Source organism: Gordonia sp. ALPHA1B1 (genome assembly GCF_005502615.1).
In the GTDB taxonomy this organism is placed as follows: Bacteria; Actinomycetota; Actinomycetes; order Mycobacteriales; family Mycobacteriaceae; genus Gordonia; species Gordonia hongkongensis.
Genome location: NZ_SCOC01000038.1, coordinates 13,976 through 30,373, shown reverse-complemented (window position 1 = coordinate 30,373; position 16,398 = coordinate 13,976). Strand labels below are relative to the sequence as shown.

General features: G+C 68.9%; 13 protein-coding genes. 9 read left to right on the top strand and 4 right to left on the bottom strand.

Annotated features, from left to right (window positions below; all coding sequences use genetic code 11):
* Positions 1–27: 27 nt before the first annotated feature.
* Together FFS52_RS19730 and FFS52_RS19725 are read right to left on the bottom strand one after the other, a co-directional pair.
* Positions 28–1,122 carry a DoxX family protein gene (locus FFS52_RS19730; protein WP_137810681.1) on the bottom strand — a complete coding sequence of 365 codons (1,095 nt, stop codon included), beginning with the start codon at positions 1,120–1,122 and terminating at the stop codon, positions 28–30.
* A gap of 238 nt (positions 1,123–1,360) precedes the next feature.
* Entirely contained in the window at positions 1,361–2,059 is a 699-nt protein-coding gene (locus FFS52_RS19725; RefSeq protein ID WP_137810680.1) for an MBL fold metallo-hydrolase, read from the bottom strand.
* Positions 2,060–2,299: 240 nt separating this feature from the next.
* Here FFS52_RS19725 and uvrA point away from each other — a divergent pair, with 240 nt between their 5' ends.
* Complete coding sequence (uvrA, locus tag FFS52_RS19720) at positions 2,300–5,182, top strand: excinuclease ABC subunit UvrA (protein ID WP_137810679.1); 2,883 nt, start codon at positions 2,300–2,302, stop codon at positions 5,180–5,182.
* 115 nt (positions 5,183–5,297) lie between these two features.
* Here the strand turns inward: uvrA and FFS52_RS19715 are convergent, their stop codons facing one another.
* Positions 5,298–5,585 (bottom strand): PspA domain-containing protein, encoded by a 288-nt coding sequence (locus FFS52_RS19715; RefSeq protein WP_065632023.1) that lies wholly within the window; start codon positions 5,583–5,585, stop codon positions 5,298–5,300.
* Between the two features lie 73 nt (positions 5,586–5,658).
* Positions 5,659–6,084: a DUF1844 domain-containing protein gene (locus tag FFS52_RS19710; RefSeq protein ID WP_058253854.1), complete on the bottom strand. Its 426-nt coding sequence runs from the start codon at positions 6,082–6,084 to the stop codon at positions 5,659–5,661.
* 265 nt (positions 6,085–6,349) lie between these two features.
* Between FFS52_RS19710 and infC the strand changes: the two genes are divergently transcribed.
* From infC to pheT, 8 genes are all read left to right on the top strand, one after another.
* A complete protein-coding gene (gene infC, locus FFS52_RS19705) occupies positions 6,350–6,991 on the top strand; it encodes a translation initiation factor IF-3 (protein WP_162540013.1) in 642 nt (213 codons plus the stop codon).
* Positions 6,992–7,137: 146 nt separating this feature from the next.
* On the top strand, positions 7,138–7,332 hold the full coding sequence (gene rpmI / locus FFS52_RS19700) for a 50S ribosomal protein L35 (RefSeq protein WP_012834577.1): 195 nt from the start codon (positions 7,138–7,140) through the stop codon (positions 7,330–7,332).
* A gap of 43 nt (positions 7,333–7,375) precedes the next feature.
* A complete protein-coding gene (rplT, locus tag FFS52_RS19695) occupies positions 7,376–7,756 on the top strand; it encodes a 50S ribosomal protein L20 (protein WP_010844357.1) in 381 nt (126 codons plus the stop codon).
* 47 nt (positions 7,757–7,803) lie between these two features.
* Complete coding sequence (locus FFS52_RS19690) at positions 7,804–8,613, top strand: RNA methyltransferase (RefSeq protein WP_065632024.1); 810 nt, start codon at positions 7,804–7,806, stop codon at positions 8,611–8,613.
* Positions 8,614–8,659: 46 nt separating this feature from the next.
* Entirely contained in the window at positions 8,660–11,140 is a 2,481-nt protein-coding gene (locus FFS52_RS19685) for a Tex family protein (protein ID WP_137810685.1), read from the top strand.
* A 110-nt stretch (positions 11,141–11,250) separates the two neighbouring features.
* On the top strand, positions 11,251–12,645 hold the full coding sequence (locus FFS52_RS19680) for an acyltransferase family protein (RefSeq protein WP_065632026.1): 1,395 nt from the start codon (positions 11,251–11,253) through the stop codon (positions 12,643–12,645).
* A gap of 124 nt (positions 12,646–12,769) precedes the next feature.
* Positions 12,770–13,822, top strand: a complete 1,053-nt coding sequence (gene pheS / locus FFS52_RS19675; protein WP_065632027.1) for a phenylalanine--tRNA ligase subunit alpha — start codon at positions 12,770–12,772, stop codon at positions 13,820–13,822.
* A 63-nt stretch (positions 13,823–13,885) separates the two neighbouring features.
* The gene (pheT, locus tag FFS52_RS19670) at positions 13,886–16,363 is read left to right on the top strand and encodes a phenylalanine--tRNA ligase subunit beta (RefSeq protein WP_137810678.1); all 2,478 of its coding nucleotides are present in this window, start codon (positions 13,886–13,888) and stop codon (positions 16,361–16,363) included.
* Positions 16,364–16,398 lie beyond the last annotated feature (35 nt).

The window sequence follows — 16,398 nt, the reverse complement described above, 5'->3', positions numbered from 1 at the left end:
GCTCGTGCGCGTGGAGACCCCGAGGGATCAGCGACGTGCCTTGCGCAGACGCTTGCGACTCTGCTCGGCGGAGTCCTCGGCAGCTGCGGCGAGCTGGCGTGCGGTCTCGGCGAGCTCGGCCGACCGTGCGCGGGCGACGTCGGCGAGTTCGGCGGACCGATCGCGTGCCACGTCGGCGAACTCCGGTGCGCGCTTGCGGGCGGTGTCGGCGAGATCGGACGCGCGGTCGCGGGCCGAATCGGCGATCTTCGGAGCCTTCTTCTTCGCCTGCTTCTGCGCCTTCGCGGCCTGCTTCTGCGCCTTCTCGGCTCGCTTCTGCGCTTCCTTCACGAGCTTCGGGCCCCGCTTGCGCGCGGTCTCGGCGAGATCAGACGAACGCGCGAGCGCCGTGTCGGCGAGCTCCGACGACCGGTGGATAGCCGCGTCGGCGACGACCGGGGCGCGGTCCTTGATGCGATCCGCGACATCGGAGGCGGTCTCGGCGGCCTTGCCGGCCAGCTCGAGGGAGCGCTTCTGCGCGGCTTCGGCGATCTCGGGTGCGTGCTCGCGGAACTTCGCCGCGGCGTCGGCGGACCGCTCGGAGACGATCTCGGCGCCGTCGTGGGTGCGCTCGACGAGGTGCTCCCAGGTCGACGACCCGGCGGCGGCACCGATCGGCAGCGCCGCGGCGACAGCGGATGCCTTCTGGCGGCCGCGCCACGCGAGCGACGGCTTGCCCTCGGTGTCGACGGCCGCCAACAGGACTCCGCCGAGCAGGCCGACGTTTTTGATGAACGCGTTGCGCTGGGCTTCCTTCTTGGCCGGGTCGGCCTCGTTCCAGAAGTCGGTGCCGGCTGCGGTCGTGGGGATCAGGGTGCCGGCCAGGACGACGGACGCGACGCGCGGGAACTTGCCGGTGGCGAGCAGGATTCCGCCGCCGATCTGAGCGGCGGCGTTGATCTGCACCAGGGTCTCGGTGTTCTCCGGGATCCGGCCGGCCACCTCGGGCGGGAGCGACGACCGGGCCTTGTCCACGACCGGCTCTGCGGACTGCGCGATCGGTTTCGGGCTCCGGATGGCGTCCACGCCGCTGGCGACGAACGCCGAGGCGAGGAGCGGACGGGCTATACGGCGGAGAATCATCGGTCACAACCTTCTTCAGTCGGGTTTGGCTATCGAGATCCGTCGGGTGAAGCGTGTTTCTGGCCCGTTCAACGCTACCCTGTCGCAACGAATCTGCAGGTCACTCGGCGTGCCGTGACCGGTTTGCGCACCTACGGGGCATCGCGGGTCACGACTCGCCGAACGATCCGAGGAACAGGTAACCGCCCGCGACGGAGACCAAACACTCGGGAGTCGACCGGCGTCGCCCGCCTCCGTATCACCAGCGGCGCTCACGCCATTCGGGGAGTGACCCGCGCTCGGCGCCCAGGGTCGTGTCCTTGCCGTGGCCGGGGTAGACGACGGTCGAGTCGTCGAAGCGGTCGAACAGCTTCGTCGAGACGTCCTCGAGGAGGGTGTCGAAGTCCTCCGGCTTCCAGGTCTTGCCGATCCCGCCGGGGAAGAGGCAGTCACCGGTGAAGAGGTGCACGGTTCGCTCGCCGCTGTCGTCGACGTCGGTGAGTGCGAGAGCGATCGATCCCGGGGTGTGCCCGACGAGATGGATTGCCTCGAACGTGAGGTCGCCGACCTCGAGGACGTCACCGTCGTCGACGAGGCGGTCGGGGGTGACCGGCAGTTCACCGGCGTCGAGGCGCCCCGCCGCGGTCGGCACCCCGGTGGACTCGGTGACGGCGGCCAGGGCCTGCCAGTGATCGAAATGCTGGTGGGTCGTGAAGATGAGCTTCGGTGTGCCCTCGACCGCCGACAAGACCTCGGTGATCGTCTCCGCGTCGTTGGCTGCGTCGATGATCAGCTGATCGCCCGTCGCACGCGAGGTCACCAGGTAGACGTTGTTGTCCATCGGGCCGACGGACAGCTTGACGATGGTGGCCGACGACAGCGTGCGGCGCTGTGGGGTCTTCGACTCGGAGAGGTCGCCGGTGTAGTCGTCGCTGATCGGTGTCGCTGGGGAGGTCATGCCGACAGGCTATGACAGCGGGCAGCCGGAATGTGACGGTCGCGACCATGAAACCCGGCGTGGCGCGCGTATCCTGGACCATCGGTTCGACGATGACACGCGGGCGGCGAGACCGATCGCCCGGTCGTCGGACTCCGAATCTCCCGGGGCGAGTGCATGGCGACGTTTCTGTCGGTGGCCGTCGGTACTGTGCCCGTGCGCCGTCTGTGCGCCCTGTGACTCGAGAATGTAAGGACTGCAGTGGTTGATCGTCTGATCGTCCGAGGTGCCCGCGAACACAATCTGCGCGGCATCGATGTCGACCTGCCCCGGGACAGCCTCATCGTCTTCACGGGGTTGTCGGGATCGGGCAAGTCGTCTCTCGCCTTCGACACGATCTTCGCGGAGGGGCAGCGGCGCTACGTCGAGTCACTGTCCGCCTACGCGAGGCAGTTCCTCGGGCAGATGGACAAGCCGGATGTGGACTTCATCGAGGGCCTCTCGCCCGCGGTGTCCATCGATCAGAAGTCGACCAACCGCAATCCCCGGTCGACCGTCGGCACCATCACCGAGGTCTACGACTACCTCCGTCTCCTCTACGCCCGCGCCGGCAAGGCGCACTGCCCGATCTGCGGCGAGCCCATCGCCAAGCAGACACCCCAGCAGATCGTGGATCAGGTGCTCGCGATGGACGAGGGCACGCGCTTCCAGGTGCTCGCGCCGGTCGTGCGTACCCGCAAGGGAGAGTTCGTCGATCTCTTCGCCGAGCTCCAGACGCAAGGTTTCTCCCGCGCCCGCATCGACGGCGTCGTCCATCAGCTGACCGATCCGCCGAAACTGAAGAAGCAGGAGAAGCACGACATCGAGGTGGTCGTCGACCGCCTGGTCGTCAAGTCCAGCGCCAAGCAGCGCCTGACGGATTCGGTCGAGACCGGTCTGCGTCTGGCCGACGGCATCATCGTGCTCGACTTCGTCGACCTCGAGGAGGACGACCCGGAACGCGAGCGCCGCTTCTCGGAGCGGATGGCCTGCCCGAATGCGCATCCGATCGCGATCGACGACCTCGAACCGCGGTCGTTCTCGTTCAACTCGCCGTACGGCGCCTGCCCGGAATGCGACGGGCTCGGCATCCGCAAGGAGGTCGACGAGGAGCTTGTCGTGCCCGACCCGGAGATGTCGCTCGCCGAGGGTGCGATCGCGCCGTGGTCGACCGGCCACAATGCCGATTACTTCCTCCGGTTGATGTCGGGTCTGGCCGATCAGATGAAGTTCGACATCAACACGCCCTGGAAGAAGCTGCCGATCAAGGCGCGTAGGGCCCTGTTGAACGGCAGTGACCACCAGGTCCACGTCAAGTTCCGCAACCGGTACGGCCGCACCCGCTCGTACTACACCGAGTTCGAGGGCGTGCTCTCGTTCCTCGCGCGTCGCATGGACCAGACCGAGTCCGAGCAGATGAAGGAGCGGTACGAGGGCTATATGCGGGACGTGCCGTGTCCGGCCTGTCAGGGTGCGCGCCTGCGCCCGGAGATCCTCGCGGTCACGCTCGACCACCCGGAGTTCGGGCCGAAGTCGATCGCCGAGGTGTGTGCCCTGTCGGTCGCCGACTGCGCCGACTTCCTCGACCAACTGCGGCTCGACTCCCGGCAGGCCGCGATCGCGGGACGGGTCCTCAAGGAGGTCCAGGCCCGCATCCGCTTCCTGCTCGACGTCGGACTCGAGTACCTGTCGCTCGAGCGCGCCGCGGGTTCGCTGTCGGGTGGTGAGGCGCAGCGCATCCGCCTGGCCACCCAGATCGGTTCGGGTCTTGCGGGCGTGCTCTACGTCCTCGACGAGCCGTCGATCGGTCTGCACCAGCGCGACAACCGCCGACTCATCGACACGTTGACGCGGCTTCGGGATCTGGGCAACACACTGATCGTCGTCGAACACGACGAGGACACCATCCGCGCCGCCGATTGGATCGTCGACATCGGGCCCCGTGCCGGGGAGCACGGCGGACACGTGGTGCACAGCGGCAGTTACAAGGACCTACTGAAGAACCGGAAATCGCTGACCGGTGCGTACCTCGCCGGTCGCGACACCCTGCCGGTGCCGGACATCCGGCGGCCGATCGATCGCAAGCGCCAGCTGACGGTCGTCGGTGCGCGGGAACACAACCTCCGTGGCATCGACGTGTCGTTCCCGCTCGGTGTGATGACCGCGGTCACCGGTGTCTCGGGGTCGGGCAAGTCGACGCTCGTCAACGACATCCTGGCCACCGTGCTCGCCAACAAGCTCAACGGCGCGCGTCAGGTGCCCGGGCGTCACACCCGCATCAAGGGTCTGGACAACCTGGACAAGCTCGTGCAGGTCGACCAGTCGCCGATCGGGCGCACCCCGCGGTCGAACCCGGCCACCTACACCGGTGTCTTCGACAAGATCCGCACGTTGTTCGCGGCGACGACCGAGGCGAAGGTGCGCGGCTATCAACCGGGCCGGTTCTCGTTCAACGTCAAGGGCGGCCGCTGTGAGGCGTGCACCGGTGAGGGCACGATCAAGATCGAGATGAACTTCCTGCCGGATGTGTACGTCCCGTGCGAGGTCTGCCACGGCGCGCGGTACAACCGCGAGACCCTCGAGGTGCACTACAAGGGCAAGACCATCTCCGAGGTGCTCGACATGCCGATCGAGGAGGCCGCCGACTTCTTCGAGCCCGTCACCTCGATCCATCGCTACCTGAAGACACTCGTCGACGTCGGTCTGGGCTATGTCCGGCTCGGGCAGCCGGCGCCGACGCTGTCCGGCGGTGAGGCACAGCGCGTGAAGCTGGCGGCCGAATTGCAGAAGCGGTCGATGGGCCGGACGGTCTACATCCTCGACGAGCCGACCACCGGTCTGCACTTCGAGGACATCAAGAAGCTGCTCGCCGTGATCAACGGTCTGGTCGACAAGGGCAACACGGTCATCGTGATCGAGCACAACCTCGATGTCATCAAGACCGCCGACTGGGTCATCGACATGGGACCCGAGGGTGGCGCGGGTGGTGGAACCGTGGTCGGCGAAGGTACTCCGGAGGACATCGCCGCGACCCCGGGCAGCCACACCGGCAAATTCCTGGCCGAGATCGTCGACATCGACCACGCGGTGGCGTCGGTCGGCTGAGTCGCCGAACGCGAATCGCCACTTCCGTTGTAGCAGCGCTGGTTTGCGAGTGGCGCGCGTCAACGGGAGTGGCGATTTGCGTGTTCGGAGGGGGAATGCGCGGCGGGGGAGTGTGCTACGAACCCATCGATTTGCGGATCTCCTCGAGTCGCTTCTTCGCGGCCTCGTCGCGTTTGCGCATCATCTCGTCGACGGACTGGCCCTCGGCGCTCGTCTCCGCCAGCTCCTGCGACCCGATCGCGGTGGTGATGCGGTTCTCGATCTTGTCGCGCACGAAGTCGAAGGTCGGGACGCCGCTGTCGGAGTAATTCGGATCGGGAACCGCTCCGGGCACCGGGCCGGTCGGCACGATCTCCGCATCGATGATCTCGTCGGACCGTCCGGGCTCCTCGGCATTCGTCATGGGTCCAGCGTAGGCCCTCCGCTGGTCGAGTAGCGCCGGCCGAGCGGAGCGAGGCCGCCGCGTGTCGAGGCCACTACCGCCGAGGCGCGCGAACCGGGCCGGTGTACTTCTCGCCCGGGCCCTCGCCGGGTTCGTCCGGGTATGCACTGGCCTCCCGGAACGCCAGCTGCAGGCCCTTCAGGCCGTCGCGGATCGGTGCGGCGTGGATGCCGAGATCGGCTTTCGACGCGTCGACGATGCCGGCCAGGGCGGTGATCAGGGTGCGGGCCTCGGGCAGGTCGATCCGGTCGGCCGGGGTCCCCTCGGCCAGGCCGAGCTTCTCGGCCGCCGCGCTCATCAGCATGACGATGGATCGGGTGATGACCTCGATGGCCGGAATATCGCCCAGGTCACGGACGTTGTCGGGATCGGTGTGCGCCGCATCTCCCAGGTCGGCGCCATCGCCCGTCGCACCCTCCGGGGGTAACGGTGCAGGTGACGAATAGGAGTTCTCGGCCATGGCTGTTAGACTCCCATAGCACGACCGCCCTGGTATGCGCCGGGGTCGTAAGTGGAGTTCCGCTCCCACCGTTCGACGCGAGGTTCTCGCAGTTGCACGGTCCGGTTCACGCCGATCGTCGCAGATCGCATCTCTCGATGCTGAGCTGTATGTCCTCGGCAGCGTGTGTCAGCACTGGCACGCGTGGACGAACCGGTCGGTATCGGAGCCCCGCGGACATCAGTCCCGGGGCTTCCTTGCTGAGGTGTCCCGCAGGTTCTCTTGCATACGTCCCTCGCCACGACGCGACGGTTACCACTGCAGGATTGAACAAGGAGGCCCCATCAGCACTGAGACCCGCATCAACGAGCGCATCCGCGTCCCTGAGGTCCGACTCGTCGGACCCAACTCGGAGCAGGTGGGCATCGTGCGTGTTGAAGATGCGCTTCGCTTGGCCTACGAGGCCGATCTCGACCTGGTCGAGGTGGCCCCGGACGCCCGTCCGCCGGTCTGCAAGATCATGGACTACGGCAAGTTCAAGTACGAAGCGGCCCAGAAGCAGCGCGAATCGCGTCGCAACCAGCAGATGACCGTCATCAAGGAGCAGAAGCTCCGTCCCAAGATCGACGACCACGATTACGAGACCAAGAAGGGTCACGTCATCCGGTTCCTCGAGGCGGGATCCAAGGTGAAGGTCACCATCATGTTCCGCGGCCGCGAGCAGTCCCGCCCCGAGCTCGGCTACCGACTGTTGCAGCGCCTGGGCAACGATGTCGCCGACTACGGCTTCGTCGAGACCTCGGCCAAGCAGGACGGCCGCAACATGACGATGGTCCTCGCGCCGCACAAGGGTGCGAAGACCCGGCAGAAGGCGCAAGAGAGCCGTGAGCGTTCCGGTGGCCCGAAGGCCGCCCCAGACGCGAGCTGATCCGCGAGAACTGAGCGGACGAGAACTGAGTCGATCGGCCGGGCGAGAGTCCGAACCGCTCCGGCCGAGATCACGACACGCGAACACGGGTACACACCGGACCTCGCCGGGTCCGGTGCCCGAGTTCGCCCGAGAAAAGGAAGAACATGCCGAAGAGCAAGACCCACAAGGGCACCGCGAAGCGCTTCAAGGTGACCGGCAGCGGAAAGATCGTCCGCCAGAAGGCCAACCGCCGCCACCTGCTCGAGCACAAGTCGTCCCGGCGCACCCGTCGTCTCGACGGCACCACCGTCGTCAGCGAGAACGACGCCCCGCGCATCAAGCGACTGCTCAACCGCTGACGCCAGCGACCCCAGACATCTGACAAGCAAAAGGATCTAACACATGGCACGCGTGAAAAGGGCCGTCAACGCCCAGAAGAAGCGTCGGTCCACCCTCGAGGCCTCCAAGGGCTACCGCGGACAGCGGTCGCGCCTCTACCGCAAGGCGAAGGAGCAGCAGCTCCACTCGCTGAACTACGCCTACCGCGACCGTCGCGCGCGCAAGGGTGAGTTCCGCAAGCTGTGGATCTCGCGTATCAACGCCGCGGCCCGCGCCAACGACATCACCTACAACCGCCTCATCCAGGGCCTCAAGGCCGCGGGTGTCGAGGTCGACCGCAAGGTGCTCGCCGACATCGCCGTAACCGATCCCGAGGCCTTCACCGGTCTGGTCGAGGTCGCCCGCAAGGCACTGCCGGCCGACGTCAACGCGCCGGCTGCCTGATTGCGCACCAGCACCCACGACCCGCGAGTCGCGCGGACGAACCTCCGATGACGGAGGTGCTGTCCGAGCGATCCTCGCGGGTCGTGTCGTATGCGAAGCTGCATCGCGCCGCCGAGCGGCGCGAGCAGGGCCGCTTCCTCGCCGAAGGGGCGAATGCAGTCGCGTCGGCGCTCACCGTCGGCCGGATCGAGACGCTCCTGGTCGCCGACGAGGAGCAGTTCCGTCACCGCGATCTCGTCGAGACCGCCGCGGCGGCCGGCGTCCCGGTGTCGGTGATCACCGGCCGCGCCGCGTCGAAGCTGGCCGAGACGTCCACGCCCGCGGGCATCTTCGCGATCTGCCCGTTGCTCGACGTGCTGCTGGACGCCGTTCTCTCCGCCGGGCCGCGACTCCTCGCGATCGCGGTCGAGCCGCGGGAGCCCGGGAACGCGGGCACGCTCATCCGCTGTGCCGACGCGATGGGCGCCGATGCGGTGATCCTGCTCGGCGATGCCGTCGACCCCCACAACGGCAAGTGCGTCCGTGCGAGCGCGGGGAGCGTGTTCACGGTGCCCGTGGTGCGTGAGCGCGCCGTCGACGACGCCCTCGACGCCATCCGGGGGTCCGGCATCAGCCTTTTGGCGACCGCGGCCGATGGCGAGGTCGCCCTGGACGCGGCGGGCGACATCCTCTCCGGCCGCGTCGCATGGCTCTTCGGCAACGAGGCCCACGGCCTGTCGGTCGAGGTGCAGCGCTCCGCCGACCACCGCGTGTCGATCCCCATCCGTGGCCGCGCCGAGAGCCTGAATGTCGCTGCCGCGGCGGCCATCTGTCTGTACGAGAGCGCCCGTGTCCACGGCGCGGCGGGTCGCGTCTGACCGCTGTCCGAGTCGGCCGGTAGGGTCGGCGATCGTGTCAGAAACTGTGTCACCCGACTCCGCGCCCGAACCCGCACCCGCGACCCCCGGCTCGCCGGCCGCTGCACCCCAGACGGTGCCCGCGCCCGATCCTGCGGTCGTGAACTCCCGCATCGCGTCGGCGATCGCGACCGAACTCGGGGTGGGCGCCGGTCAGGTGCGATCGGCGATCGAGTTGCTCGACGGGGGATCGACGGTTCCGTTCGTCGCCCGATACCGCAAGGAGGCCACCGGCGGCCTCGACGACGCGCAGCTGCGTACCCTCGACGAGCGTCTCGGTTACCTGCGCGACCTCGAGGCCCGACGCCAGGCCGTCCGCGAATCCATCGCCGCGCAGGGCAAACTCGACGCCGCACTCGATGCGCGCATCCTCGAGGCCGACACCAAGGCGCGCCTTGAGGACATCTACCTGCCCTACAAGCCGAAGCGCCGCACCAAGGCCCAGATCGCACGCGAGGCCGGACACGAGCCGGTGGCCGATGCGCTGCTCTCGGACCCGACGACGGACCCGGCGACCTTCACCGCCGAGCAGCTCGACGGTGCCCGCGCGATCGCCGTGGAGCGGTTCGCCGAAGACGCCGACCTGGTCGGCGAACTCCGTGAGCTGATGTGGCAGACCGGAGTGCTGCGCACGGCGGTTCGCGACGGCAAGGAGTCGGCCGGCGCCAAGTTCGCCGACTACTTCGAGTTCTCCGAGCCGTTCACCTCGCTTCCGTCGCACCGGGTGCTGGCCGTGCTGCGCGGCGAGCGCGAGGAGATCCTGTCGGTCACCCTCGACGCCGATCCGGAAGCGGCCGACCGGCCCGCCGGCCCCGGACCGTACGAGCAGCGGATCGCCGCCCGGTTCGGCATCGCCGATCAGGGGCGTCCGGCCGACCGGTGGCTCACCGACACGGTGCGCTGGGCATGGCGGACCAAGCTGTTCGTCGGGCTGTCCCTCGACGTCCGGATGCGGCTGCGTCAGGCCGCCGAGGCCGACGCGGTGGCGGTGTTCGCGACGAACCTCAAGGACCTCCTGCTGGCCGCGCCCGCCGGGTCCCGAACGACGATGGGGCTCGACCCCGGTCTACGCACCGGCGTGAAGGTCGCAGTGGTGAACGCGACCGGCAGGGTCGTCGACCACGCGACGATCTATCCGCACGAGCCCCGGCGCGACAAGTCCGGCTCGCTCGCCGTGCTCGGCGCACTCGTCGAGAAGCACGGCGTCGAACTCATCGCCATCGGCAACGGCACCGCCTCACGCGAGACCGACGCGCTCGCCGGCGAACTCCTGTCGGCGATCAAAGAGGCCGGCAAGAAGCCGCCGACGAGCGTCGTCGTGTCCGAGGCGGGTGCCTCGGTCTACTCGGCGTCGGCGTACGCGTCGAAGGAATTGCCGGACCTCGACGTCTCCATCCGCGGCGCGGTCTCGATCGCCCGCCGGTTGCAGGATCCGCTCGCCGAGCTCGTGAAGATCGATCCGAAGTCGATCGGGGTGGGGCAGTATCAGCACGACATCTCCGAGACCCTGCTCGCGCGCTCACTCGGGGCGGTCGTCGAAGACGCGGTGAACGCGGTCGGCGTCGACGTGAACACTGCGTCGGTGCCGCTGCTGTCCCGCGTGTCCGGCATCACCGCGGGCCTCGCGGAATCGATTGTCGCGCATCGTGACACCAATGGCGCGTTCCGGGATCGCAAGCAGATCACCGCGGTGCCCAGGCTCGGCCCCAAAGCTTTCGAGCAGTGCGCCGGCTTCTTGCGCATCGCCGACGGCGACAATCCGCTCGACGCGTCGAGCGTGCACCCGGAGGCGTACCCGGTCGTCACACGCATCCTCGAGAAGGTGGGCACCGATGTCCGGTCGCTGATCGGCGACACCGCGACCCTCACCAAGTTGCGACCCGAGGAGTTCGTCGACGAGACGTTCGGTCGTCCGACCGTCGTCGACATCATCGCCGAACTCGACAAGCCCGGGCGCGACCCGCGGCCGGAGTTCAAGACCGCGACGTTTGCCACGGGCATCGAGAAGGTCTCCGACCTGACCCCGGGGATGGTCCTCGAAGGTCAGGTCACCAACGTGGCCGCCTTCGGCGCATTCGTCGACGTCGGCGTGCACCAGGATGGCCTCGTCCACGTCTCGGCGATGGCACACCGCTTCGTCTCCGACCCCCACGAGGTCGTCAAGTCCGGCGACATCGTGAAGGTCAAGGTCATGGACGTCGACATCGACCGCAAACGCATCGGGTTGTCGCTGCGGCTCGACGACGAACCGGGCAGTGACGGCAAACCCTCCCGCGCGCCTCGCGGGCAAGGGCGGGAGGACAGTGCTCGTGGCGGCGGCAATCAGCCGCGGAGGAACGAGCAGCGTGGCGGCGGACGGGGCAACCCGGGCGGCCAGGGCCGGGGCGCTCAGGGGCAGGGCAACCGAGGCGGGAACCGGAACGATCGACGCCCGGCACCCAGCGGGGCGATGGCCGACGCGCTCAAGCGAGCCGGCTTCGACAAGTAGGGTCGCGGCCCGGGCGGGCCGGTTGTGTGTTCGCGGATGCGGGGATTGCCGACCCCGAGCGAGTAGTTTCCCTCAGGCCGTCCCGGTCGCCGCGGTCGAGACTCGACGCCATGCCCAGCATCGTCTCGGGACGGCCGGCGTCGACCGGTCTGCCCACGCCTCGTGAACTCGCCGCCCTCACCGGGGACCGCGACCGCGTCATCGACCTGATCCGCATCATGTCGCTGGCGGTCGTGGTCGCCGGTCACTCGATCATGCTCACCGTCGACGTGACCGACGACTCGATTCATCTCGGCAACACACTCGGCGACGTGCCCGCACTGCAGCCGGCGACCTGGCTGCTGCAGGTGCTGCCGCTGTTCTTCTTCGCCGGTGCCGCCGCGGCGACCCGCGGCTGGACCTCGCGCGGCGACGGTGACACACCGACCGCCGGGCAATGGCTCGTCGCCCGGACACAACGCTTGATGCGGCCGGTGTTCTGGTACCTCGGAGCCGTCGCGGCCGTGTACACCGTCCTGTCCGGCACCGGTGCCACGGCGGCGGCCGACGTGGTCGCGCGTCTCGGGGTGCAGTTGCTGTGGTTCCTCGGCGCCTACCTGCTCGTACTGGCGGTGGTCCCGTTCCTGCAGCGCCTCCGGTCCGTCGGTGGTGTGCTGGCCGCCCTGGCGGTGTGTTGGGGGAGCACGGCGATCGTCGACGCCGTCCGACTGACGGACGGCCCCGCAGCGCTCGGCTACCTGAACTTCCTCGCCGTGTGGACGATCCCCGCGGTCCTCGGGGTCGCGTACGCCAAGAAGATCCTGCGGCCCGGGCTCGCCGTCCTCGCGGCCGCCGGTGCGCTGGCAGCCGACCTCGTCCTCGTCACGTGGGGACCCTACGAGGTCTCCCTCGTGACGGTTCCAGGCCAGCACCTGTCCAACATGAGTCCGCCGAGCCTGCTGCTCGCCGGCCACGCGATCGTGTTGTGCGCGGGCGCGATCGCGGTGCGCCGATTCCTCGCGGTCGTGGCCGACCGTCCGCGCGTCTGGTGGTGGGTGGTGCTGGGCAACCGGGGCGCGATGACGCTGTATCTCTGGCATCTGCCGGTGCTCGCGGCGATCATCGGTCTGTGCGCCGCGGCCGGCATCGACCGCGGCGACGTCGGCGCGGCGTCCTTCCCGATGATCGTCGGGGCGCAGACCGTGTTGCTGCTCGCGGGCATGGTCCCGGTGGTCGCGATCCTGTCCCCACTCGAGAACCGGTCCCTGCCGTGGTGGGACGAACCGGTCGCCCGGCGCAGCGGACCGGTGCGGAACGCGGCCCTGCTGACGGCGCTGGCCGGGCTCGGCGTGGCAGTGCTGATGCTCGCGCGCGGCGGTCTGACCGGCGACGGTGTGTGGTGGCTGATCATGGGCCTCGCCTGTGCCACCTGCTCGCGTTGCCTCGCGGTTCCCGCCGGTCGTCCGACGGCAGCGCCAGGGCTTCCCGGTGACGACGCCTCCCTGCAGGTCAGCGCCCCGCGGTAGTCGACTACCCTCGACGGGAGTCATCGTCGGCGCCGGAGGTGTCCGTCGGCCCGTTGGGTCGGCGTGCACAGCGCGACGACGATGCCGACCATCCATCGATCGACGCACGAGGAGCACGCCCACCGTGGCCACTTCCGCCGACGCAACGGCATTCCCGGGACCCGACGACCTCGAGGCGGCCGCGACGTCGGCCATCGAGGACTTCGAGGCGGCGGCCGACCTCGATCAGCTCGCCGCGGCCAAGTCGGCGCACCTCGGTGATCGCTCGCCGATCGCACTCGCCCGGCGCGCGCTGGGTTCCCTCCCCAAAGAGGGGCGTTCCGAAGCCGGCAAGCTGGTCAACCAGGTGCGCGGCCGGGTGTCGGCGGCCCTGGAGGCGCGCACCGCCGTCCTCGACGCCGAACGGGACGCGGCGGTCCTCGTCGCCGAATCGATCGACGTGACGTTGCCGAGCGGCCGGCGTCCGGTGGGTGCGCGTCATCCCATCACCGTCATCGCCGAGCAGGTGGCCGACGTGTTCGTCGGTATGGGCTGGGAGATCGCGGAGGGCCCGGAGGTCGAAACCGAGCACTACAATTTCGACGCGCTCAACTTCCTGCCCGACCACCCCGCCCGGTCGATGCAGGACACCTTCTACATCGCGCCCGAGGGATCGCGGCAGGTCTTGCGGACGCACACCTCGCCGGTGCAGGTGCGCTCGATGCTGAGCCGGGACCTGCCCATCTACGTGGCGTGCCCGGGCCGGACGTTCCGGACCGACGAGCTCGACGCCACCCACACCCCGGTCTTCCATCAGATCGAGGGACTCGCCGTCGACAAGGGACTCACACTGGCGAACCTGCGGGGCACCCTGGAGACCTTCGCGCGGGCACTCTTCGGCCCGGAGACGACGACCCGCATGCGGGCGAGCTACTTCCCGTTCACCGAACCCTCCGCCGAGGTCGACGTGTGGTTCCCCGCCAAGAAGGGCGGACCCGGCTGGGTCGAGTGGGGCGGCTGCGGCATGGTCAACCCGAATGTGTTGCGCGCCAGCGGTATCGACCCGGATGTGTACTCCGGATTCGCTTTCGGCATGGGCCTGGAGCGCACCCTGCAGTTCCGCAACGACATCTCCGACATGCGGGACATGGTCGAGGGGGACATCCGGTTCACCCTCCCGTTCGGTCCGGCCGCCTGACCGGCACCGCGCAGATCCCGCCCCGACGACTCCTCACGACGCGACGAAAGTAGTTGATACACAGTGCGTGCACCACAGTCCTGGTACACCGAGGTACTCCGCGCCGGCGACCCGCAGTGGTCGGCGACCACCGATGAGATCGACGCCGGTTTCGTCCGTGTCGGGTTCGAGATCGAGGACATCGAGGCGTTCCCGGAGATCACCGGACCGCTGGTGATCGGTCGAGTAGAGACGATCGAGGAGCTCACCGAGTTCAAGAAGCCGATCCGGTTCTGCACGGTCGCCGTCGGTGAGGATGAGCCCCGCGGAATCGTCTGTGGTGCACGCAACTTCACCGAGGGTGATCTGATCGTCGCCGCGCTGCCGGGGGTCGTGCTCCCCGGTCCCTTCGAGATCGCCTCGCGCAAGACCTACGGCCGGGTGTCCGACGGCATGATCTGCTCGGTCTCCGAGCTGGGTATCGGCACCGATCACAGCGGCATCCTCGTGCTCGCGCCCGGGACCGCCGAACCGGGCGCGGACGCCCGCGAGGTGCTGGGACTCGCCGACGCGGCGATCGACGTCAACGTCACCCCCGACCGCGGCTACGCGTTCTCGGTGCGCGGCCTGGGCCGCGAGCTCGCGGGCAGCTTCGGGGTCCCGTTCGTCGATCCCGGACTCCGGGCCGCGGACCTGGCGGACGACGGGTCGGCCCCGGCGTGGCCGGTCGCCATCGACGAGAACTCTGGGGCGATCCGCTACACCGCTCGGGTCATCACCGGTGTGGACCCGACTGCGATCTCCCCGTGGTGGATGCAGAAGCGGCTCATGGTCGCCGGTATCCGCCCCATCTCCGCGATCGTCGACATCACCAACTACGTCATGATCGAACTCGGTCAGCCGCTGCACGCCTTCGACGCCGACCGTGTCACCGGAGCCGTCACGGTCCGGTCGGCCCAGCCGGGGGAGAAGCTCACCACCCTCGACGACACCGTTCGCATCCTCGACCCCGAGGATGTGCTGATCGCCGACGAGACCGGACCGATCGCCCTCGCCGGTGTCATGGGCGGCGCGAGCACCGAGGTGGGTCTCGAGACGACGACGGTGCTGCTGGAGTCGGCGACCTTCGATCCGGTTCGGGTCTTCCGCACCGCGAAGCGCCACAAGCTGACCTCCGAGGCCAGCAAGCGGTTCGAGCGGATCGTCGACCCCGAGATCACCGCGGTGGCCTCCGACCGCGCCGCCCGGCTGATCGTCGAGATCGCCGGCGGACGCATCGCCTCACCGCTGTCCGAGACCCATGTCCATACCCCGATCAGGTCGACCATCGCCATCGCTGCCGACGAACCGGACCGGGTCGCGGGCGTCAGCTATCCGCCGGGAACCACCCTGACGCGGCTGACCGAGGTCGGTTGCGTGGTGACCGGGACCGACGAGCTGGACGTGTTCCCGCCCTCGTGGCGACCCGACCTGCGGCAACGCGCCGACCTGGTCGAGGAGGTCCTGCGCCTGGAGGGCTTGGAGGACATCCCCGCCGTGGTTCCGCGCGCGCCCGGCGGCACCGGACTCACCCCGGTTCAGCGACGCCGGCGCAGCGTGGGACGCACCCTCGCGCTCGACGGCTACGTCGAGGTCCTGCCGTATCCGTTCATGCCGGCCGGCGTGTTCGACCTCTGGGACCTGCCCGCCGACGATGAGCGCCGGCGCACCGTGAAGGTCCTCAACCCACTCGAATCCGATCGTCCCGAGCTCAACACGACGTTGCTCCCGGGGCTACTCGAGATGGCAGCCCGCAACATCGCACGCGGTCAGCGGGATCTGTCGCTGTTCACCATCGGTCAGGTCGTCATCGCCGGCGATCACGTCGCCGCGGTGGACGCGCTCGACGTCACGCGCCGCCCGACCGACGAGGAGATCGCCGCGCTCGACGCCTCGCTGCCCCATCAGCCGCTGCACGTCGGCGTCGTCCTCACCGGACTGCGCGATCCCGCGGGCCCCTGGGGTCCGGGACGCGCCGCCGACCACCTCGATGCCTTCGAGGCGGCGCGCACGATCGGTCGCGCGGCGGGGGTGACCGTCGAGCTCACCGCCGACGATCAGCGACCGTGGCATCCCGGCCGCTGCGCGCGGCTGACCGTCGACGGCCGCACGGTCGGTCACGCCGGCGAACTCCACCCCGCGGTGCTCGAGCGGGCCCATCTGCCCAAGCGGACCTGCGCTGTGGAGATCGACATCGACGCACTGCCCCTGGACGTGCGACTCCCGGCACCGTCGGTGTCGGTGTTCCCCGCGGTCCTGCAGGACGTCAACGTCGTCGTGGAAGGGGAGGTCCCGGCCGCGGACGTCCAGAAGGCGCTTCGTGAAGGGGCCGGCGACCTGCTCGAGGACATCGCATTGTTCGACGTCTTCACCGGTGAACAGGTCGGCGCGGGCAACAAATCGTTGACGTTCTCGCTGCGGTTCCGCGCCCCGGACCGTACCCTCACCGAGGACGAGGCCAACGAGGCCAAGCTGGCCGCCGTCGACGCAGCCGCCGCGCGGGTGGGGGCCCGTCTCCGCTGACCCCATCGGCGTGTCACCCCGCCGTGAATTGATTT